This window comes from Planomonospora sp. ID67723, assembly GCF_015711605.1.
GTDB lineage: Bacteria > Actinomycetota > Actinomycetes > Streptosporangiales > Streptosporangiaceae > Planomonospora_A.
Genome location: NZ_JABTEZ010000002.1, coordinates 1379670 through 1399722, shown reverse-complemented (window position 1 = coordinate 1399722; position 20053 = coordinate 1379670). Strand labels below are relative to the sequence as shown.

The following is a 20053-nucleotide window of genomic DNA, read 5'->3' as shown; positions in this document are numbered from 1 at the left end:
CTAGAGTGCCACTCCAACCGAGGTGCGTCATGAGCGTCGAATACACCGGTTCCCTCCCCGCACTGCTGCGGAGCCGGATCCGAGCGACACCGTACACGGAGGCCTTCCGTCACCCCTCGGGCGACGGCTGGGCCTCGCTCACCTGGTCCGAGGCGGGTGAGCGGGTCCGTGCCCTGGCCCTGGGCCTGCGCGCGCTCGGCCTCGAACCCGGCACCCGCGCGGCGGTGCTCTGCGGGACCCGGGTGGAGTGGATCATCGCGGACCTGGCGGTCCTGTCCACCGGGGCGGCCACCACCACGATCTACCCCTCCAACACCGCCGCGGAGTGCGCGTTCATCCTCTCCGACTCCGGCAGCGTGCTGGTCATCGCGGAGAACGACGACCAGGTGGCCAAGCTCCGTTCCGTCAGGAGCGAGATCCCCGCCGTCAAGCACGTGGTCGTCATCGACGGCGAGGCCGACGAGGAGGGCTGGGTGCTCACCCTCGACCAGGTGGCGCGCTCCGGCGCGGGGGACGGCACGGGGGACGGCACGGGGGACGGCACCGCCGACACGGCCGACTACGACCGGATGGTGGACGCCGTCACGGAGGACGACCTGGCCACGCTGATCTACACCTCGGGGACGACCGGCCGCCCCAAGGGGGTGGAGCTGACCCACCGCAACTGGCTGCACACCGCCCGCGCGGCCGCCCAGATCGACCTGATGACCCCCGGCGACCTGCACTTCCTCTGGCTGCCGATGTCGCACTCGTTCGGCAAGCTGCTGGAGTCCGTGATGATCGCCGTGGGCACGCCGACCGTGATCGACGGCCGCCTGGACCGCATCGCGGCCAACCTCGGGGCGGTCCGGCCCACCGTGATGGCCGCCGCGCCCCGAATCTTCGAGAAGATCCACAACACCGTGACCGCGACCGTGCAGCGCGAGGGCGGCATCAAGCTGAGACTGTTCCGCTGGGCACGGGCCGTCGGCCTGGAGACGGTCCGCGCCCGCCAGGAGGGCCGGGCCCTCTCCCCCGGGCTGCGGGCCCGCCACGCCCTCGCCGACCGGCTGGTCTTCGCCAAGCTGCGCGCCAGGTTCGGCGGGCGCATCCGCTACTTCATCTCCGGCTCGGCCCCCCTCTCGCTGGAGATGGCCGAGTTCTTCGACGCCGCCGGGCTGACGATCCTGGAGGGGTACGGCCTGACCGAGTCGTCGGCGGGCAGCTTCGTCAACCGGCCGGGGAACGTGAGGTTCGGCACGGTCGGCCTGCCGCTGCCCGGCGTCACCGTGAAGATCGCCGAGGACGGGGAGATCCTGATCGGCGGGCACGGGATCATGCGCGGCTACCACGGCCTGCCCGAGGAGAGCGCCGAGGCGCTCCAGGACGGCTGGCTGCACACCGGTGACATCGGCGAGCTCGACGAGGCCGGCCGGCTGCGCATCACCGACCGGAAGAAGGAACTGATCAAGACCTCCGGCGGCAAGTACGTCGCGCCCCAGCACCTGGAGGGCCGGATCAAGGCCGCCTGCCCGTTCCTGTCCCATGTCGTCGTCCACGGTGACCGGCGCAACTACTGCACGGCACTGGTGACGCTCGACCCGGATGTGGTCGCGCCGTGGGCGAAGGCCGAGGGGCTGCCGGAGGACCCGGCCGAACTGCGCGGGCACCCCCGGATGCGCGAGGAGGTACGGCGGGCGATCGAGAGCGTCAACGCCGACCTGGCCAGCTACGAGACCGTCAAGGATTTCGCGATCCTGCCGGCCGATTTCACCGTGGAGACCGGCGAGCTGACCCCGAGCATGAAGATCCGCCGCCGGGAGGTGGAGGAGCGCTACCGGGACGTTCTCGACTCTCTCTACAAGGACTCGATCCGGCAGGTCTGAGCGAGCCGAAACGGACTCCAAACCATCCGAAACCACCAGAAACATTCACAAAACCGCCGCCAGATCACCGGATATGACGAGAAAATGAACACCCTCTGAATTCTCCGACATATCCTCACATGAAACGCCCACCCCTTTTCCCGACCTCAGATAATCCCCATTAAAGGGGCTATTTCAGGAAAAGGGGTGTGATGAGACGCTCGATCGGCATCGCCCTGGCGCTGCTGCTCGGTGCCGCTGTCGTGGTGGCGGTCGTGCTCGGCAACGGAGCCGGCGGGCCCACGGTCGTGCGGGGTGTGATCGGTTCGGAGAAGAAGCCGTTCTTCGACGACTCCCGGGTGCGCGCGGCCTTCGAGAAGCACGGCCTGCGCGTCGAGGTGGACACCGCAGGGTCCCGCCAGATCGCCACCGAGGTGGATCTCGACGGCTACGCCTTCGCCTTCCCCTCCAGCCTCCCCGCCGCGGAGAAGATCAAAAAGGATCGGGGGGTCGCCCGGGTCTTCTCTCCCTTCCACTCCCCCATGGCGGTGGCCACCTTCAAGCCGATCGCCGACGTGCTGGCCGGAGCCGGGCTGGTGCGCGACTCCGGACGCGGCTACCAGGTGCTGGACATCGCCAAGTACCTGGACCTGGTCGCCGAGGGAACCAGGTGGGACGAGCTGCCCGGCAACACCGCCTACCCCGCGCGCAAGCGGGTGCTGCTGACCACCACCGACATCAGGACCTCCAACTCCGCGGCCATGTACCTGGCGATGACCAGCTACGTGGCCAACGGCGAGGACGTGGTCACCACCGCCGCGCAGGTGCCGCGGGCGGCCGGGAAGCTCGCGCCGGTCTTCCTCGACCAGGGTTACTCCCAGTCCTCGACCGAGGCCCCCTTCGAGGACTACCTCGTGATGGGGTCCGGCAAGACGCCGATGGTGGTCGCCTACGAGGCCCAGTACCTGTCGCGGCTGTTCTCCCGCGACGGCTCCATCACCCCCGAGATGCGACTGCTCTACCCCGCGCCGACGGTGCTCAGCAAGCACACGCTGGTGCCGTTCACCGAGCAGGCGAACGAGGTCGGGCGGCTGCTGACCGAGGACCCCGAGCTGCGCGCCCTGGCCGCCCGGCACGGCTTCCGCACCGCGGACCCGTCGGCCTTCACCGATCTGGTCTCCAGGCACGGCGCCCCGGTCGCCCGCGACCTGGTCGACGTGGTCGAACCGCCCACCTACGACCGCCTGGAACAGCTGATCGGCACCATCGAACGGCTCTACGCCGGCGGCGCCGTACCGCAGGCCGAAGGAGGATCCTGACCATGTCACAGGACACAGCGCACGGCACGGCCGGGGACGCGACCGGTCTGACGCTCACCCCGCCCGCTCCGGTGACGGCCGTACCCGCCGAGCGGGCCGCGACCATGCTCCCGCTGCCCGACGGCCGCGCGGACGAGCTCGCCGCCAAGGCGCGGGACTTCGCCGCGGAACTGGCCGGGATGGACCCTCGGCTGCCGGACTTCACCCGGAAGGTGCACGACGTCTCCTCTATGGGCGACTCGGAGATCCGCGCCGCCTCCCACGTGGCCAACCGCATGCTCCAACGCCCGGTGGCGGCTCTGGCCTCGGCCAGAGGCGAGGCGGCCGACGCCCAGGGCCGGGTGGCCGGGCAGCTGGTGGCGCTGCGCCGCACGGTGGTGGACCTCGACCCGAAGCAGGCCGGCGACGGGCCGCGCAAGCTGCTCGGGCTGATCCCCTTCGGCGACCGGCTCCGCGACTACTTCGCGAAGTACGCCTCGGCGCAGAAACACCTCGACGACATCGTCAGGGCGCTGAAGTCCGGCCAGGACGAGCTGCTGAAGGACAACGCCGCCATCGAGGGCGAGAAGGCGAACCTGTGGGAGGCGATGACCCGCCTGCAGGAGTACGCGGTGATGGCCGCCGCGCTCGACGCCGCGCTGGAGGAGCACCTGCTCCGGCTGGAGGCGACCGACCCGGAGAAGGCGGCCGCGCTGCGCTCCGACGCCCTGTTCACCGTACGGCAGAAGCACCAGGACATCCTCACCCAGCTGGCCGTCTCCGCCCAGAGCTACCTCGCCCTGGACCTGGTCCGCAGGAACAACCTGGAGCTCAGCAAGGGCGTGGACCGGGCGACCACCACGACGGTCGCCGCGCTGCGCACCGCGGTCACGGTGGCGCAGGCGCTGGCCGGCCAGAAACTGGTGCTGGACCAGATCGGCGCGCTCAACGCCACAACGAGCGACCTGATCCTGGCCACCAGCGAGATGCTGCGCACCCAGGCAGGGGCCGTCCAGAACCAGGCGGCCTCGACCACGGTGGACATGGACGCCCTGCGCAGGGCCTTCGACAACGTCTACGCCACCATGGACATGATCGACTCCTTCCGTGCCCAGGCCGTGGAGAGCATGGCCGTCACCGTCCAGAGCCTCAGCGGCGAGCTGGAGCACGCCAGGACCTACCTGGACCGGGCGGAGGCGGGCCGGTGACCGCCCGTCCGCCGGGGCCCGTCCCCGGGCAGATGGCCGCCCGGCCGCTGAGGCCGGTGCTGCGGCGGGTCCTGCGGCCCGTGCTGGCGCTGACGCTGGCACTCGGTCTGTCCTCGTGCGCGTCCGGGCAGAGCGCCGGCGACGACCCGGAGGTGCTGCGGGTCCTCGCCGGCAGCGAGGTCAAGGACCTCGAACCGATGCTGGCGCGCTCCGGGGTCAAGGTGAAGATCTCCTACACCGGCACCCTGGACGGGGCCGAGCAGGTGGCCGGCGGCGGCGCCGACGGCAGATACGACGCCCTCTGGTTCTCCTCCAACCGCTACCTGTCGCTGATCGACGGAGCATCCGCCAGGCTGTCCACCCAGACCAAGATCATGGTCTCACCCGTGCTGCTCGGCCTCAGGACCGCCAAGGCCCGGGAGCTCGGCTGGCAGGACGGGAAGGCGACCTGGGAGCAGATCGCCGGCGCCGCCCGGCAGGGGCGGTTCACCTTCGGCATGGCGAACCCGGCCTCCTCCAACTCGGGCTTCTCCGCGCTGGTCGGCGTGGCCGCCGCGCTGTCGGACGCCGGAGAGGCCCTGGACGCCGGGCAGGTGTCGGCGGTCACGCCGAAGCTGAAGGAGTTCTTCTCCGCCCAGAGGCTGACCGCGGGCTCATCGGGCTGGCTGGCCGACGCCTATGCCCGGCAGGGCGGAGTGGACGGCATCGTGAACTACGAGTCCGTGCTGCTGGGCATGAAGGACCTGACGCTCGTCTACCCGAGCGACGGCGTGGTCACCGCCGACTACCCGCTGACCCTGCTGGCCTCCGCCCCGCCGCACAAGCGGGAGCTGTACGGCAAACTGGCCGCCTGGCTGCGCACGCCGGACGTGCAGCGGGAGATCATGGCCTCCACCCACCGGCGGCCCGCCGTCCCCGAGGTCCGGCCGGGACCGGAGTTCGGCTCGGCGCCGCTGCTGGAGCTGCCCTTCCCCAACCGCAGAGCCGCCGCCGACCGGCTCATCACCGCCTATCTCGACGAGGCGCGCACCCCCGCGCACGCCCTGTTCGTGCTGGACACCTCCGGCTCGATGAGCGGCGAGCGGATCGAGGCGCTGCGCCAGACCCTGGTCATGCTGACCGGAGCCGACCGCTCGGCCTCCGGCACGTTCTCCCGGTTCCGCAGCCGCGAGACCGTGACCATGATCCCGTTCAGCGACCGTGTCGGCACCCCGCGCACCTTCACGCTGCCTGCGGGTGACCCCGGACCGGCGCTGGAGGAGATCAGGGGATACGCCGGGGGCCTCGGCGCCGACGGCGGAACCGCGATCTACGACGGACTGCGGGCGGCCTACGTCCAGAGCCTGCAGGGCGACCCGGACCACTACACCTCTATCGTGCTCATGACCGACGGCGACAACACCGACGGCGCGTCGCTGGAGGACTTCGAGTCCCTGTACCGGATGCTGCCCGAATCCCGCCGGGCGCGGACCTTCGTCGTGCTGTTCGGGGAGAGCGACGCGGCGGAGATGAACAAGGTCGCCGCGCTGACCGGAGGCGCCGTCTTCGACGCCCGCGACAGCTCACTGGCCGCGGCCTTCAAGGAGATCCGTGGCTACCAGTGACGGGCCGGGCACGCGCCCGGCGGCCCCGGGCCGGGACCGGGAAGGAGGCGCGCGTGGTTGACCGGGTGCTCGGGTACCTCGGCTCGACGAGGAACATCGTCGGCTGCGCGCTCGCCCTGGCCGGTCTCCTGGCCCACTTCCTCGGCCTGGCGGGCGCGTTCTGGCCGGTGGTCGTGGCCGGGCTGTACGGCGTGGGCGTGCTGCTGACCCCGCCGGACCGGATCCGGCTGACTATCCCCCACGCCGGGGTGGAGACGGGCCCGCTCCGGGCGGATCTCGACACGCTGCTGTGCGGCGTGCGGGACTCCCGCCGTTTCCCCGGTGACGTGGTGACACGGGTGACCGCCCTGGCCGAGGTGATCGGGGGCGTGCTGGACCGGGCGGAGGTGCTGGCCGCCTCCCCCGACCACCTGCACGTCGTCTCCCAGACGATCCGCGACTACCTCCCGGCCGGTCTGGAGGCCTACGCCAACCTTCCGCGCGCCTACGCACTCACCCGCCGCGGCGACCGTGAGCGCAGCGCCCACGAGGAGCTCCTGGCCCAGCTCGACCTGCTGGAGGCCGCCCTGCGGGAGGTGGCCCAGGCCGTCCACCAGGGTGACGAGCAGGCCCTTCGTGACCAGGGGCGGTTCCTGCGGGAGCGCTTCGGCCGCTCGCCCCTGGACCTGTGACCCGCCGACAGACCCTCGACCCGTGACCGCGCGGACCGGCCGGTCGTCCCCGGCGGGCCGGAGCTCTCCCCGCGCCGGACAAATCCGCACCGAGCAGGGGCGCGGTCCCGGCGCCGCGCCGGAGCGGGTTTCAGCGCCGCGGCGGGGGTAGGCCAGGCGTGCGCGAAGGACACGAAGGGAGACGGACATGACCACCCAGCACCGGCCGATGCCGGAGCTCATGGAGGAGAACGACGTCGTCGATCTGCTGCTGGCGCAGCACGCCCTGATCAGGGACATGTTCGACGAGGTCGAGAGGGCCTCCTCGGCCGATCGGCCCGAGGCGTTCCAGAGGCTGGTGCGGTTGCTGGCCGTCCACGAGACGGCCGAGGAGGAGATCGTCCACCCCTACGCCCGCCGCAAGCTGGAGGGCGGGGACGCGGTGGTCGACGACCGGCTGGCCGAGGAGCACGAGGCCAAGCAACTGCTGATGAAGATGGACGAGGCCGGGCCGCAGGACGCCCAGTTCCTGACGAACCTGGCGCTGCTGCGGGCCGCCGTGACCGCCCACGCCCGCAGCGAGGAGCGGTATGAGTTCACCCAGCTGCGCGCGCACACCTCCGAGGCCGAGCGGCGCGCCATGGCCGCCGGGGTGAAGGCGGCCGAGGCGATGGCCCCGACCCACCCGCACCCGGGCGTGGAGTCGGCGACCAAGAACCTGCTGGTCGGAACGCCGATGGCGATGATGGACCGGGTGCGCGACGTGATCCGCAACGCCATGGGCAAGAACGGCTGAGCACTCCCGGCCGCGCCGGACGGCCCGCGTCCCCCGGCGGGGACGCGGGCCGTACCGTTCGCCGGTCCGAAGGCCGCCGGTCAGCGCTCGGCGCGCAGGCTGGGGACGGGGTGCGGCCCCTCGGTCTCCAGGCGGTACTCCCGCCCGGACTTGCTGCGGTTCTCCTCGATGACGACCTCGCTGGGCGCCTTCTCCCCGCCGTGGATCGTCTGCTGCATCCGCTCGAACCGCTCGTGCATGTCCTGCACGTACCCGGTGCCGATGGTGGTGAAGTCGATCTGCGTGGCCAGCAGCTCGCGCACGTAGGCCTTGTTCGGCTCGAAGGTCACCGGCGCCGGCAGCTGCGAGGCCACCACCTGCTCGGGATCGCGGCCGTCGTGACGGCGCATCAGCTCGGCGGCGATGCGCAGGTGCTCCAGCTCCATGTTCAGATGCAGCTCCCAGATCGCCCTGATCTTCGCGTCGGACTCGGTCTGCATGAACGAGTGGTACAGGTAGCACTCGTTGTACTCGTGGACGACGAGCTGCTCCCACCAGGTCTCGCCCGGGTCGACCAGCGACTCGTAGTGCGTGACGTGCTCCTCTTCGATGAGCCCGATCTCCTGGTACAGCTGCCGGGCGATCGGCTCCATGTAGGTGGGGCCGACGTTCATGTAGAAGTTCATGGTCTGCTGCTCTGCCGCCATGATCGTCAGCGCGTGCAGTTTGGAGATCGGGTCGGTCCCGGCCTTGTCGTAGGGCTCGCGCAGGTTGTCGATCGGGTGGCGGTGGTGCAGGTAGGTCGGCCGTCCCGGGGTGACCTCGGTCAGCCCGTCGACGATCTTCTCCGCCTTGCGGTGCTCGATCATCTCGAACAGGTTGGCGTAGCGGTACAGGTGGTCGAAGTCCTCCAGCACGCCGAACTGGTAGGCCTGCTTGAGGTAGGGGTCGGGCTCCATCCGGGCGACCCAGGAGGTCAGGTCGACCGCGACCTGCTCGTAGGCGATCGTGGTCTCCAGCACCGAGGCCAGCCCCGGCAGCAGCCAGTTGACCGCCTTCTGCTGCTGGGCCTCGATGTAGCGGACCTCGGCCAGCCGCTGGCGGACCGCCGGGTCCGGGCAGTGCCGGGCGAACTGATGGCTGAACATGACCGCCTCGACCTCGATGCCGTTCATCGCGATGATGCGGCAGCGGGTGTAGGGGTCGGCGTGGTCGGGGTCGATCGGGGTGACGTTCAGCTCGCGCCAGTTACGCAGCTGCCGGTCCAGCGGGATTCCCCGCTCCTGCAGCGGGTTGAAGGTCATGCCTGCTCTCCTCATCCGCTCGTCGGGTGTGGATCGCCTGCCCTACCCCCTCCGGGGAAGCCGTACCGCCGGGGGCGCCCGTCCCCGCGCGCGGGCGGGCGCCCCCGGCTGGTCATGGCGGAGAAAAAAATCTCATCCACGGCCGCCCTCTCCGGCGGCTCTCAGTCCTCGTCGCCGGAGCCGGGGGCGGGGTCGGTCAGGTCGTAGCCGCGGGCCGACAGCTCGGCCTCCACCGCCGCGCAGACCGTCTCCGCCACCGCGACCCGGGCATGGCGTTTGTCGTCTCCGGCGATCACGTGCCAGGGCGCGTCCGGGTGGTCGGTGCGCTCCAGCATCTCCTCCACCGCGGCCTCGTACTGCGGGCGTTTGTCCCGGTTGCGCCAGTCCTCGTCGGTGAGCTTCCAGACCCGCAGCGGGTCGCCGGCCCGGTCCTGGAAGCGGCGTAGCTGCTCCTCCTCCGAGACGTGCATCCAGAACTTGACCATGATCATGCCCTCGGCGGCGAGGGTCCGCTCGAACTCGACGATCTCCCCGTAGGCGCGGGACCACTGCTCCTCGGTGGCGAAGCCCTCCACCCGCTCCACCAGCACCCGCCCGTACCAGGAACGGTCGAGCACCGCCATCCCGCCCCAGCCGGGCAGCACCGGCCAGAACCGCCACAGGAAGTGGTGACGCTTCTCGTCGTAGGTCGGGGCCGCGAACTGGGCGACCCGCACGTGCCGCGGGTCGAGGGGGCGGACCAGGCGCTTGATCGCGCCGCCCTTGCCGGAGGCGTCCCAGCCCTCGAACACCACGCACAACGGCGGGCCTATGCGCTTGTCGCCGATCTGCCCGCCGAGCATCAGGCGCAGCCGGAGCAGGCGTCTCAGTGCCGCGTCGAGCCGCTCGCCCGCCTCCTTCTTCGACAGCTTGACGGACAGATCGATCTCAGCAAGTCGGTTCATGCGCACCAGCGTCCCCGATTTCCCCGGCCCAACCGAGTAATTCCGGCATTCCGGGTGTGGCGTGTGGCGGCACCCCTACTTCACGGTGATCCGGAAGGTCGCGTCCCCCGACCGGCTCCTGCTCTGCTCGTCGGCGGGCACCCGGTCGGCGCCGCAGCGCCAGCAGTTGGAGAGCGTGACGACCGCCGTGCCGCCCTGCTTGGCGTTGAAGACGAAGTAGCGCACCCCGCCCGAACCGGTGACGCCGGGCCCGGATTCGCTCTCGTACTCCGCGCTGATGAACGAGGCCACCTTCGGGTCGGGCAGCGACCCCATCCGCCAGCTGTCGCCGATCGAGGCGTTCTCGTCCACGGCGAGGGAGAAGCGCTGGCCGGGTGCGACCTCGACCTCGGCCGTCCGGCCGACCCCTCCCCCGACGACCTCGCCGTAGTCGTACACGGCCGATCCCGCGCCGCAGCCTGTGACCAGCCCCGCCAGCGCCAGGGCGGCGACCCCCGTTCGGTACCTCACGCGGGCAAGGCTATCGAGCGAGCCCCCAGGCCCCGCGGAGGCCCCTTCCCTCTGGGCGGGGCCTCCGCGGGAGGGGCGGGCCCGGTCAGCGCGGGCGGCCGCGGCAGACCGCGCGGGCCCGGTCGTACAGTGCCGGGTGGTCGTCGGGCTGCCGCGGAGAACGCGCCCGGCCCGCGGATGGGTTCACTGCCACTCGGGTGGGTGAACGCGCCTACTGGATGGGCTCCAGAGGTCCCGGCGCGGCGGACGGGGAGCGGCCGAGCCGCACCTTCATCGCGTGCTCCACCAGGGTGATGAGGATCTCCTTGCCGGACTCCCGCCTGCGCGCGTCGCAGAGCACGATCGGGACCTCCTCGGGGATGGTCAGCCCGAGCCGCACCTCGTCCAGGTCGTACCGGGGAGCGCCGTCGAAGCAGTTCACCGCCACCACGAAGGGCGTCTGCCGCCGCTCGAAGTAGTCCAGGGCGGGGAAGCAGTCGGCCAGCCGGCGGGTGTCGGCCAGCACGACCGCGCCCAGCGCCCCCAGCGCCAGCTCGTCCCAGAGGAACCAGAAGCGCTCCTGCCCCGGCGTGCCGAACAGGTAGAGCCGGTAGGCGTCCCCGATGGTGATGCGGCCGAAGTCCATCGCGACGGTCGTGGTGGCCTTGCTCTCCACCCCCGACAGGTCGTCGATCCCGATGCCCCGGTCGGTCAGCGTCTCCTCGGTGCGCAGCGGCTCGATCTCGGAGACCGCACCGACCAGGGTGGTCTTCCCGGCCCCGAAACCGCCCGCGACCAGGATCTTGATCGCCTTGGGCAGCACCGCCCGCCCGGCGTCGCGGCTAGAGCGCACGGAGTCCATCCAGCACCGCCCTGTACAGCCTCTCGTCGTGCATGTCCGTCTCCGAATGTGGTTCTTGCAGGGTGATGAGCCCGTGGTCGAGCAGATCGCTGAGCAGGACGCGGACGGTGCCCGCCGGGAGGTTGATGTGCGCCGCGATCTCCGCCACCGACTGCGGCTGCTGGCACAGGCGCACGATGGCGTGGCACTCCGGGGTGATGCCGGGCTCCCCCGGGGAGGGGGAGCGCACCGTCACCGCCAGGGTGATGAGGTCGAACCGGCCGCGGGTGGGCTCTGTCCTGCCTCGGGTGAGGACGTACGGCCGGACGATCGGCCCGGCCTCCTCCCCGATCCACTGGGCGTCGTGATGCTCGTCGCGAGGGTTCATCGCGGAGCATCGCCCCCGTCGGTCGAGCCCGCCACCCGGGCGGGCGAGGTGAGGTACTGCCCGACCCTGGTGACGAGCATGGCCATCTCGTAGGCCACGAGGCCGACGTCGGCCTCGTTCGTGCAGAGCACCGCCAGGCAGGCGCCCTGTCCCGCGGTGGAGACGACGAGGTACGCCGAGCGCATCTCGATGATGGTCTGGCGCACCACTCCGCCCTTGACCCGGTCGCTGACCCCCCGGCCCAGGCTCTGGATCGCAGAGCCCACCGCGGCCAGGTGCTCGGCGTCGGCCGGATCGAGACCCGCCGAGGCCGCCATGAGCAGACCGTCGCTGGAGAAGACGATCCCGTGCTCGGTCTCCGCCACGCGTGCGACCAGGTCGTCCAGCAACCAGGCCAGGTCGGTGACGGACCCTGTTCCCTGCACCACTCGTTGTCCTCTTTCTGCCGGCCGCCGTTCGGGCTCCGGCGGCTCGTCGGCACGGAGTATTCATGCGCGAATCGAGATCATCGCTGGGCGGTCACATGGGCGGCCGCCCGGCCTCGGGGGACTCGCCGCCCAGCAGCTGTGCGGCGTCCGACCGGCCGCGGCGCGTGCCGGCCTGGAAGGAGGAGAAGGCCGCGCGGATCTCCTCCGGCGAGCGCTCGCCGTCGTCGTCCGCGGGCGGTGGCTCCGCGGCCGGCTCCTCCTCCCGCAGCGGCGCGGCCAGGTGGGTCTGGGGGACGCGGCGGGGCAGGCCCTTGGGGGTGTGGCTGGTGTCGGGGGGAGGCATGAGGGAGGGCGAGGACGTCGACGAGGGGTCGGCGGGCACGGGGGCCTCCACGGGAGTGGGGGACGCGGGAGCGGGGGGTCCGGCCACCGCCGGGTCGGAGAACACGGGTGCGGAGAGCGCGGAAGCCGGGGGCGCGGGAGCGGGGGGCACAGGAGCAGGGGACGCAGGGGACCCCGCCGCCACCGGAACCCCCGGGCCGGAGGCGTCCGCCCGGTGGGCGCCGGGAACGCGGGCGGCGGAAGCACGGCCACCGGAGGCGGTGTGGCCCGGGACTCCCGGGCCGCCCGCCAGCGGGTCCCACTGCCGGGCGGACGCCACGGCGGCGCCATGGGGCCCGGCGGGACCGGCGGGCGCCGTACGGGCCTGGGGGACGCTCCGCTGGGCTCCCCCGCCCGCCGCCGCGCCGGCCTGAACGGGCCCCTGCACGCTGACGCCGCCGTCCGGGGAGGCCCCGTCGCGGTCGCTGATCAGGTGTTGCGGGATCAGGACGACGACGGTCGTGCCACCGTACGGCGAGGCCTTGAACGCCACCCGGATCTCGTGCCGCTCGGCCAGCCGGCTGACCACGTACAGTCCCAGGCGGGCGTTGCCGGAGAGTTTGAGCTCGGGCGGGTTGGCGATGCGCTCGTTGGTCGAGGCGATGTCCTCCGGGCTCATGCCCAGGCCGCGGTCCTCGATCTCCACCGCGTAGCCGTGGGCCACGACGTGGCCGCCGACCTTCACCGTCGTGTAGGGCGGGGAGAAGGACGCCGCGTTCTCGACCAGCTCGGCGATGAGGTGGATCACGTCGCCGACGGCCCGGCCGTCCAGCGACACCTCCCCCATGGGAAGCACGTCCACCCGGGTGTAGTCCTCGATCTCGGCCAGCGCCCCGCGGACCACGTCGAGCATCGGCACCGACTCCCGCCAGGCGCGGCCGGGCGCCGCGCCGGACAGGACGAGGAGGTTCTCGGCATAGCGCCGCATGCGGGTCGCCAGGTGGTCCAGGCGGAACAGGTCGCGCAGTTCCTGCGGGTCCTGCTCCCGGCGTTCCATGGCGTCCAGCACGCTCAGCTGGCGGTGGACGAGGCCCTGGGTGCGGCGGGCGAGGTTGCGCAGGATGTCGGCGATGTCACGCCGGAGCTGGGCCTGTTCGGCCGCGACCTTGATCGCGGTCTGCTGGACGGCGTTGAACGCCCTGCCGACCTGGCCGATCTGGTCGTCGCCGAACTCCAGCGGGGGCGCCTCGGAGGCGACGTCCACGTCCTCGCCGTGGCCGATCCGGTCCACCACGCCGGGCAGCCGCTTGTCCGCCAGTTCCCAGGCCGCGGTCCGCAGCTTCTCCAGCTGCTGGACGAGAGCACGGGCCGTGGTGATGGCCAGCACGACCGACGCGATGACGGCGATGAGGCCCAGTCCGCCGGCCAGCACGAGCCGGACGATGACACCGGTGGCGACCGGGGTCGCGCGCTCCACGACCCCGCTGCCGGCCGTGAGCACGATCTCGGCGAACCTGGCCTGCACGGGCTGCGAGTCGGCGCTCCACCTCCCGGCGTCCACCAGCCCGGCCGACACCGCGTTCCTGGTCCCGGTCAGCAGGTTCTCCATGGAGCGCAGGCGGGTGAACTGCTCGCCCTCCGCCAGCCGCTGGTATGCCCTCTGGTCGGCGTCGGGCAGCTCGGCCACCGCCTGGTCGGTGAGGAAGCGTCGCGCGCCCAGGAGCTGGGTGAGCTGGATGCGCTCGTCGTCGGTGAACCGGCCCGCCGTCAGGGCGCCCATCACCAGGGCGTCCTCCTGGGCCAGCAGGTCGCGGGCCCGGTTCATCGCGATGAGCGTCCGGGTGTCCTTGGCGAGTTCCTCGTCGTCCAGCGTGGCCATCGAGTCGTAGGAGCGGAAGATGGCGTCGACGATGTCGGTGAACGTGGTGGTGGCCCGCGCCCGGTCCGCCCGGCCGGCGTCGATCGCCTTGCGGGCGGCGGGCAGGCCGTCCAGGAGCCGCCGGATCTCGCCGATGCGGCGCTCGAGGGCCGCGCTTCCCATCAGTTCCACGCTGCCGCCGCCGGCGAGCTCGCGGAAGTTCGCGCCGGCCTCGTCGGTGCGCGCGCGCTGGGCGGTCAGCGCCTCGCGCCGTTGCTGCTCCGCACCGGGTACGCCGAGTGTGACCGCGGTGAGCCGCCGCTCGGCCTGCAATTCGACGATGAGCCGCTCGGCCGGCTCGGCGACGCTGGTGTTGAGGGTTGCCACGCCGAGCATGTTCAGACCGTCACGGACGGTGACCCACGCCGTGAACGCCCAGAGTGCGGTGAGCGAGACCAGCAACGCCGTGACTTTGGTCCGCAAGCGCGCGTTGCGCAAGCGCATGGCATCCACCCCGGGAAAGCAGAAAGAAATAGGTAACACGCGTCATGACAGCCGACGCACAAGCGCCGAAAAGTCGCCGTATCGCACGAGCCGACGGGACATCCCGATCACACTCGCCGAACCCTAGCAATGTCAGTAAACACCCTCAAGCTGAACCGGTTACATGAACACTTCTGTCCCATTTATGAATTTAAGACGGACTTCTCAGTACAGTCATCTGACGGACAATGCCCGCCGCGCCATATGAAGCGCGCCCAGAACGGCCGCCCGGACGATCGTCACCGGCAGGTACAGGTCCTTGTCGACCCAGAGCGGCGGTGCCTCACGGGCCCGCAGATCCAGCAGGCTGCGGTATCCGCGCTCCACGGCCTCGCGCCACCGTCCCTGCCGCGGGGCGCCGGCCAGCAGGAGGGTCTGCATCGCGTAGGCGGTCTCCTCCGCGGTGCCCTCCCAGCGGCCCCACGACCCGTCCGGGAGCTGGGTGCCGAGCACCCAGTCCACGGCCCCGGCCACCGCGTCCGCCGACTCCTCTCCGCCGAACTCGCGCAGCGCGATCGCGCAGCAGGCGGTGGCGTAGTACGGCGAGACGTGCCAGCGGTCCGACCAGCTCCCGTTCCCCTTCTGGTTGCCGCGGAGCCAGGCCGCCAGCCTGGCCACGACGGCCGCGTGGCGGGGCCCGCCGCCGCACCGACGCACGTACGCGCCGAAGGCGTCCAGCACATGCGCGTTGGTGGTCAGCGACATCCCCTCCTCCCCGCGCCAGGTGCAGAAGTGGGTCTCCGTCTCGAAGGACCACAGCCCCTCCGGCTCGCGCGCCTCGCCGAGCAGCGCCAGCGCGTACAGCGCGACGGAGGTGGTGTCGGCATCGGCGGGCAGACCCGGCCCCGTGGCGAGCCCGTCCGGGCCGAGCCCGTCCCGCAGGCTCGCGACCAGCTCCGGCGGCACGTCCACGGGGACGCCCGCGCGCCGCAGCCAGCTCAGCGTCCAGCCGCGCTCGAACACGGTGATGGGCAGGGTGCACGGCATCGGCCCGCCGGAGACGGCCGCGACCGCCTCCAGGTACCGCCGGACGGCCGCCTCCTGCCCGGCGTACCGGCCCGGGCCGGACGGCGCGCCGTCCGCGGAGAGCGCCTCCGGCCCCGCCTCCTGTCCGGCGTCGTCTCCGGGCCCGCTCCGCGCGGCCAGCCAGGCGGCGCTCGCGGCGGGCGAGGCGCCGAGGGCCGCCATCCCGCCGCGCATCGGCGTGGGGACGACGCCGGAGGCCGCCGCCGCCTCACCCGCGACCTCCAGGGCGTGCACCAGCTTCTGCGGGACCTCCGCGCCGGAGGCCAGCCACGCCCGGACAGCCGCCAGCTTCGCGCCGTCCATGCCGGAGGGCGGCTCCGGCCCGACCGCGCCGGGCAGGACGCCGTCCAGCTCCGGCACCCCCAGGTCGAGATGCATGCCGATCCGGGAGAGCAGGGACGGCACGATGAGCTCGATCGCCGGCATGTCCGGCAGGGCAGCCGCGGTGACCGGCCGACTCCGCACGGCCTCCAGCCCACGGGCGGCGACCTTGGCCAGCAGCCCGCGATCGGCACAGGGAGCCTCGCGCCGGAGCTCGGCCAGGAGCGCCTCGACCGCGCTCAGCGTGGGCACGAGAGCGTACCCGCCGGGCGGCCCCCAGACCCCGTCCACCCGCTGTGCGGCGATCAGGAAGTCGACCCGCGCGGCGTGCCCGGCCAGCCACGGGGCCAGGCTCACCACCCGGCCGGTCTCGTACGGCGAGGCGGACACCTGCCCCCAGGGCGCGGCGGACAACCCGGCGACCAGCTCCCGCGCCTCGGCGGCGACATCCGGCTCCGGGGCGGTGCCGCCGCCCGGTCGGGCGGCCACGGCCACCACCGCCCCTTCCGGCCTCGCAGGGCCCAATCTCACAGCGCCCGCCATCACAGGGCCCCCCAGTAGTCGCCCACCTGATAGAACCCGGCGCAGAAGTCCATCTGCCGCTCCATGTAGCCGGCCAGCTCCGGGTGGGCGGCCCGCAGCGGGGCCAGCAGTTCCCGGCTCCGGGCCGCGAGCTCGGCGATCCGCCGCTCGACCCCGGCGCGGCCGGTGCCGAGCATCAGGGCGTTGAGGTCGCCCCAGGCGACGTCGCGCTCATAGGTGCCCAGGTCGTTGAGGAGGCGGATGACCCGCTGCACCGCCCGGCTCGCCTCACGCAGCCGCTCGACATCCGCTACCGCGCCCTCGCCGGTGACATGGATCCAGTGGGCGGCGAACACGAAGGAGAAGCCGAGGTTGTCGGCGTTGCCGAGATACTCCTCGAACGTCGGCACGGTCTTGCCGCTCTTCCAGCGCCACTCCTCGAGCATCCCGTCCAGCATGAGCCCCAGCTCCTCACGCCAGACCGGCCCGAGGCCGGGAAAGGAGGGAGCGGCCGCGAGCTCGTCGCGGATGTCGGCGAGCATCCGGGTGAGGTCGTCGCCGGGGACCGGCGGGGCGCCCTCCGCTACGTCCCGGCACCGCCGGGCGATGTCCGCCACCTCAGTCTGCGAGGTGGCGACGTAGTCGACGAGCCAGTCCAGGCCGAACGCCCAGAGGGTGGTCTTGTTCGCCATCCGCAGCTGCTCGGCGGTGAACCACGGCCCGCTGAACGCCATGGCGAGCGAGAGCGTGCTGTACAGCGCCGCGTCGAACGGTTTGGCGGAGAAGAGCTCCGGATAGCTCTGCGCCCACTCGCGCATGTCCCGCTGGGCCCGCCCGGCCCCCGCGCAGACCGCCCCGCTCTCCATCGCCGCCGGCCAGGGGCCGGTGCCGGGCCGTACCGTCACAGGGCCACCGCGTTCCGGTCGCGCCCGGCGAAGGAGACGCCCAGGGTGATCCTTCCCTTGGGCCTCAGGGAGGCCGCCCACGCGATGGTGAACGGCCCCGGGGTGCGCACCGAGAGACGGTACCGGCTGAGAATGGCGGCGACCACGAGCGGCCCCTCGACGTAGAACAGGTGCTCGCCCAGGCACTTGTGCGGGCCTCCGCCGAAGGGGAAGTAGGAGTACCTGTGCCTCCGCTCCCCGTTCGCCGCCTTGTCGGACGCGAACCGCTCGGGATCGAACTCGTTCGGGCGCTCCCAGAACTCCGACAGCCGCTGCGTGGCGTAGGGGGTGATCAGCACCGTCGAGCCGGCTTTGACGCGCACGCCGCCGATCTCGGCGTCCTCCATGACCTGCCGGGGCAGCAGCCAGCCCGACGGGTACAGGCGCAGGGCCTCCAGCAGGACCATCCGGGTGTAGGAGAGCCGCGGTACGTGCTCGGGCCGAGCCGGCCCATCCCCCACCACCTCGTCGATCTCCGCCTGGAGCCGGGCCGCGACGTCCGGGTGCTCCTCCATCAGCAGCCAGAGCCAGGTGAGGATCATCGCGGTGGTCTCCGAGGACGCGGCGTACACGCTGACCAGGGCGTCGCGGATCTGCTTGGCGGAGAGTCTCCCGCCGTCGGGGTTCGTGGAGCGGCAGAGCACGGAGATGACGTCGAGCCCGTCATCGGGGTTGGCCATGGCCTTCTCGACGATCGGGAACACCACGTCGTCGATCTGCTTGACGCCCCTCAGGCAGGCCCGGTCGCGCGGCACCCGGATGAAATAGGGCATGAACGGCATGAGGAACCGGTAGACGAGCGAGTGGGAGACCAGGTCGAAGGCGGGGACGATGCGCTCGCCGTCCTCCCGGCTCAGCTTGTCGCCGAACAGCACCCGGTTGACGATGTAGGTGAGGATCCCCGACATCTCCGCGGTGGCGTCGATCTCCCGCCCGTTCCGGGCGTGCTCGTCCCACTCCTCGACGCGGGCCTCGACGCGGGCCGCCACCTCGTCGGCGATCGTGGCGATGTAGCGCGTGGTGAACAGGGGCTGCAGGATGTCGCGGCTGGTACGCCAGGGTTCGCCGTCGCCCATGATGCTGTGGCCGAACAACCGCTCCAGGGGCCGCCAGAACATCCCCACCCGCTGGTAGTTCGTCCACTCCAGGCGCATCACCTGCTGGACGTGGTCGGGGTGGGTCACCAGGTAGGGGCGGAAGGGCCCCAGCTCCAGCCGGACGACCTCCCCGCCGGCCTCCTCCGCGAACTCGAGGAGCGCGTTCGCCGGATCGTCCATCAGCCTCCGCAGCGCCCGGCGGATCGGAACGGATCGCGCCCGCCGGGCTGCCCCGGTGTCTGTGCCGATCGACATCACCATGCGTCTCCCACCTCGCACGACGTGACCGCGCGCAGCGTGAGACACCGCCCGCGCGGTCGCGCGGGCGGTTCAGCACGTCCAGAGCCGGGATGCCCCTCGCCCCTCTTCCTCGGGGGCGCCGAACAAGACTGCTCGGCCGGCAGTTCTCCGGGACGCCCTCGGGCCTCGCCGGGCGCCCTGCCGGACACCTCTCACCGAAAGCGCGTCACATCACATGTGTAATTCTCTGGGCGAAGTATCACATGATCTACTATCAGTGATCAAGTTCGCATCAACTCAGAATGGCGTCCAACTTCGGACAAATGCCATCGTTAGTGTGGAGTCAACAGATCTGTTCCGACGCTCATGCCTGACTGCCCGCCGGTCGGCGGACGCCCGCCTCCGCCCGTCCCGCGGCTCTCGCCGGGGCCTCAGCCTTCTTCCGTGAAGGCCGCGAGGATGCGGTCGGCGGCCAGGGCCGGGGTCAGCGTGCCGTCGAGCACCTCGCGCTCCACCTCCGCGGCGACGGCCGCCACGCCCGGATGCTCGCGCAGCCGTCGCAGCAGGCGGTCGGTGACCAGTGTCCAGGTCCAGTCCGCCTGCTGACGCCGCCTCTTGGCGGTCAGCTCACCGGAGGCCTCCAGGCCGTCCCGGTGCGCGGCGACCTGCCGCCACAGCTCCTCCAGCCCGGTGCCCTCGCGCCCGCTGCACGTCAGGACCGGCACCGCCCGCTCGGAGCGGAGCAGCCGCAGCGCCCCCGCCAGTTCCCGGGCGGCCCGGCGGGCGTCCAGCTCGTGCGGGCCGTCGGCCTTGTTGACCGCGATCACGTCGGCCAGCTCCAGCACGCCCTTCTTGATGCCCTGGAGCTGGTCGCCGGTCCTGGCCAGCGCGAGCAGCAGGAAGGTGTCCACCATGCCGGCGACGGCGGTCTCCGACTGGCCGACGCCCACGGTCTCCACCAGCACGACGTCGTAGCCGGCCGCCTCGACGACGACCATGGCCTCGCGGGTCGCCCTGGCGACGCCGCCCAGGGTCCCCGAGGTGGGCGAGGGCCGGATGAAGGCGTTGCCGTCCGCGGACAGCCGGGTCATCCGCGTCTTGTCGCCCAGCACGCTGCCGCCCGTCCGGGTGGACGACGGGTCGACGGCCAGCACCGCCACCCGGTGTCCCAGCCCGGTCAGGTGGGTACCGAGCGCGTCGATGAACGTGGACTTGCCGACGCCGGGCACGCCGGAGACTCCCACCCTGCGGGCGTCGCCGGCCAGCGGGGTCAGCTCGACGAGCAGCCGCTGCGCCAGCTCCCGGTGGTCGGCCCTGGTGGACTCCACGAGGGTGACGGCCCGGCCGATCCATCGTCTCGACCCGGACCGCACCCCCCGGACGTACTCCTCAAGGGCTCTCACGGCGC

At 71.9% G+C, this 20053-nt stretch carries 17 protein-coding genes; 6 read left to right on the top strand and 11 right to left on the bottom strand.

Features of this window, described 5'->3' with window-relative positions:
• Positions 1–29: 29 nt before the first annotated feature.
• The 6 genes from HS041_RS18875 (at position 30) to HS041_RS18850 (ending at position 7400) form a co-directional block, all read left to right on the top strand.
• Positions 30–1865, top strand: coding sequence for an AMP-dependent synthetase/ligase (locus HS041_RS18875; protein WP_196441963.1), 1836 nt, complete (start codon positions 30–32; stop codon positions 1863–1865).
• Between the two features lie 191 nt (positions 1866–2056).
• Entirely contained in the window at positions 2057–3163 is a 1107-nt protein-coding gene (locus HS041_RS18870) for a hypothetical protein (RefSeq protein WP_196441962.1), read from the top strand.
• Positions 3164–3165: 2 nt separating this feature from the next.
• A complete protein-coding gene (locus tag HS041_RS18865; protein ID WP_196441961.1) occupies positions 3166–4350 on the top strand; it encodes a toxic anion resistance protein in 1185 nt (394 codons plus the stop codon).
• Entirely contained in the window at positions 4347–5954 is a 1608-nt protein-coding gene (locus tag HS041_RS18860; RefSeq protein WP_307845363.1) for a substrate-binding domain-containing protein, read from the top strand. The genes HS041_RS18865 and HS041_RS18860 overlap by 4 nt, the downstream gene beginning before the upstream one ends.
• A 53-nt stretch (positions 5955–6007) precedes the next feature.
• Positions 6008–6625 (top strand): hypothetical protein, encoded by a 618-nt coding sequence (locus HS041_RS18855; RefSeq protein ID WP_196441960.1) that lies wholly within the window; start codon positions 6008–6010, stop codon positions 6623–6625.
• A 187-nt stretch (positions 6626–6812) separates the two neighbouring features.
• Complete coding sequence (locus tag HS041_RS18850) at positions 6813–7400, top strand: hemerythrin domain-containing protein (protein ID WP_230879125.1); 588 nt, start codon at positions 6813–6815, stop codon at positions 7398–7400.
• 80 nt (positions 7401–7480) lie between these two features.
• On the opposite strand, the gene HS041_RS18845 is transcribed toward HS041_RS18850, so the two are convergent.
• From HS041_RS18845 to meaB, 11 genes are all read right to left on the bottom strand, one after another.
• Positions 7481–8683, bottom strand: coding sequence for a hypothetical protein (locus HS041_RS18845; protein WP_196441959.1), 1203 nt, complete (start codon positions 8681–8683; stop codon positions 7481–7483).
• A gap of 161 nt (positions 8684–8844) precedes the next feature.
• Positions 8845–9627, bottom strand: a complete 783-nt coding sequence (locus HS041_RS18840; RefSeq protein WP_196441958.1) for a polyphosphate kinase 2 family protein — start codon at positions 9625–9627, stop codon at positions 8845–8847.
• A 75-nt stretch (positions 9628–9702) separates the two neighbouring features.
• A complete protein-coding gene (locus tag HS041_RS18835) occupies positions 9703–10137 on the bottom strand; it encodes a protease inhibitor I42 family protein (protein WP_196441957.1) in 435 nt (144 codons plus the stop codon).
• A 211-nt stretch (positions 10138–10348) separates the two neighbouring features.
• A complete protein-coding gene (locus HS041_RS18830; protein ID WP_196441956.1) occupies positions 10349–10978 on the bottom strand; it encodes a GTP-binding protein in 630 nt (209 codons plus the stop codon).
• Complete coding sequence (locus HS041_RS18825) at positions 10959–11345, bottom strand: DUF742 domain-containing protein (RefSeq protein ID WP_196441955.1); 387 nt, start codon at positions 11343–11345, stop codon at positions 10959–10961. Before HS041_RS18825 ends, HS041_RS18830 begins: the two co-directional genes overlap by 20 nt.
• Entirely contained in the window at positions 11342–11773 is a 432-nt protein-coding gene (locus HS041_RS18820) for a roadblock/LC7 domain-containing protein (RefSeq protein ID WP_196441954.1), read from the bottom strand. The genes HS041_RS18825 and HS041_RS18820 overlap by 4 nt, the downstream gene beginning before the upstream one ends.
• Positions 11774–11864: 91 nt before the next feature.
• On the bottom strand, positions 11865–14456 hold the full coding sequence (locus tag HS041_RS18815; protein ID WP_196441953.1) for a sensor histidine kinase: 2592 nt from the start codon (positions 14454–14456) through the stop codon (positions 11865–11867).
• A gap of 213 nt (positions 14457–14669) precedes the next feature.
• A complete protein-coding gene (locus HS041_RS18810; protein WP_307845362.1) occupies positions 14670–16331 on the bottom strand; it encodes a prenyltransferase/squalene oxidase repeat-containing protein in 1662 nt (553 codons plus the stop codon).
• 53 nt (positions 16332–16384) lie between these two features.
• Positions 16385–17269 (bottom strand): terpene synthase family protein, encoded by an 885-nt coding sequence (locus HS041_RS18805; protein WP_307845361.1) that lies wholly within the window; start codon positions 17267–17269, stop codon positions 16385–16387.
• Positions 17266–18660, bottom strand: coding sequence for a cytochrome P450 (locus HS041_RS18800; RefSeq protein ID WP_196441951.1), 1395 nt, complete (start codon positions 18658–18660; stop codon positions 17266–17268). The genes HS041_RS18805 and HS041_RS18800 overlap by 4 nt, the downstream gene beginning before the upstream one ends.
• A gap of 416 nt (positions 18661–19076) precedes the next feature.
• Positions 19077–20048, bottom strand: coding sequence for a methylmalonyl Co-A mutase-associated GTPase MeaB (gene meaB / locus HS041_RS18795; RefSeq protein ID WP_196441950.1), 972 nt, complete (start codon positions 20046–20048; stop codon positions 19077–19079).
• Positions 20049–20053: the final 5 nt, after the last annotated feature.

What these genes read in the sequence shown, in the direction of transcription:
- HS041_RS18875 (WP_196441963.1), top strand. Translation starts at nt 30, where the DNA reads ATGAGCGTCGAATACACCGGTTCCCTCCCCGCACTGCTGCGGAGCCGG.
- HS041_RS18870 (WP_196441962.1), top strand. Translation starts at nt 2,057, where the DNA reads ATGAGACGCTCGATCGGCATCGCCCTGGCGCTGCTGCTCGGTGCCGCT.
- HS041_RS18865 (WP_196441961.1), top strand. Translation starts at nt 3,166, where the DNA reads ATGTCACAGGACACAGCGCACGGCACGGCCGGGGACGCGACCGGTCTG.
- HS041_RS18850 (WP_230879125.1), top strand. Translation starts at nt 6,813, where the DNA reads ATGACCACCCAGCACCGGCCGATGCCGGAGCTCATGGAGGAGAACGAC.
- HS041_RS18845 (WP_196441959.1), bottom strand. Translation starts at nt 8,683, where the DNA reads ATGACCTTCAACCCGCTGCAGGAGCGGGGAATCCCGCTGGACCGGCAG.
- HS041_RS18840 (WP_196441958.1), bottom strand. Translation starts at nt 9,627, where the DNA reads ATGAACCGACTTGCTGAGATCGATCTGTCCGTCAAGCTGTCGAAGAAG.
- HS041_RS18830 (WP_196441956.1), bottom strand. Translation starts at nt 10,978, where the DNA reads ATGGACTCCGTGCGCTCTAGCCGCGACGCCGGGCGGGCGGTGCTGCCC.
- HS041_RS18825 (WP_196441955.1), bottom strand. Translation starts at nt 11,345, where the DNA reads ATGAACCCTCGCGACGAGCATCACGACGCCCAGTGGATCGGGGAGGAG.
- HS041_RS18815 (WP_196441953.1), bottom strand. Translation starts at nt 14,456, where the DNA reads ATGCGCTTGCGCAACGCGCGCTTGCGGACCAAAGTCACGGCGTTGCTG.
- HS041_RS18800 (WP_196441951.1), bottom strand. Translation starts at nt 18,660, where the DNA reads ATGTCGATCGGCACAGACACCGGGGCAGCCCGGCGGGCGCGATCCGTT.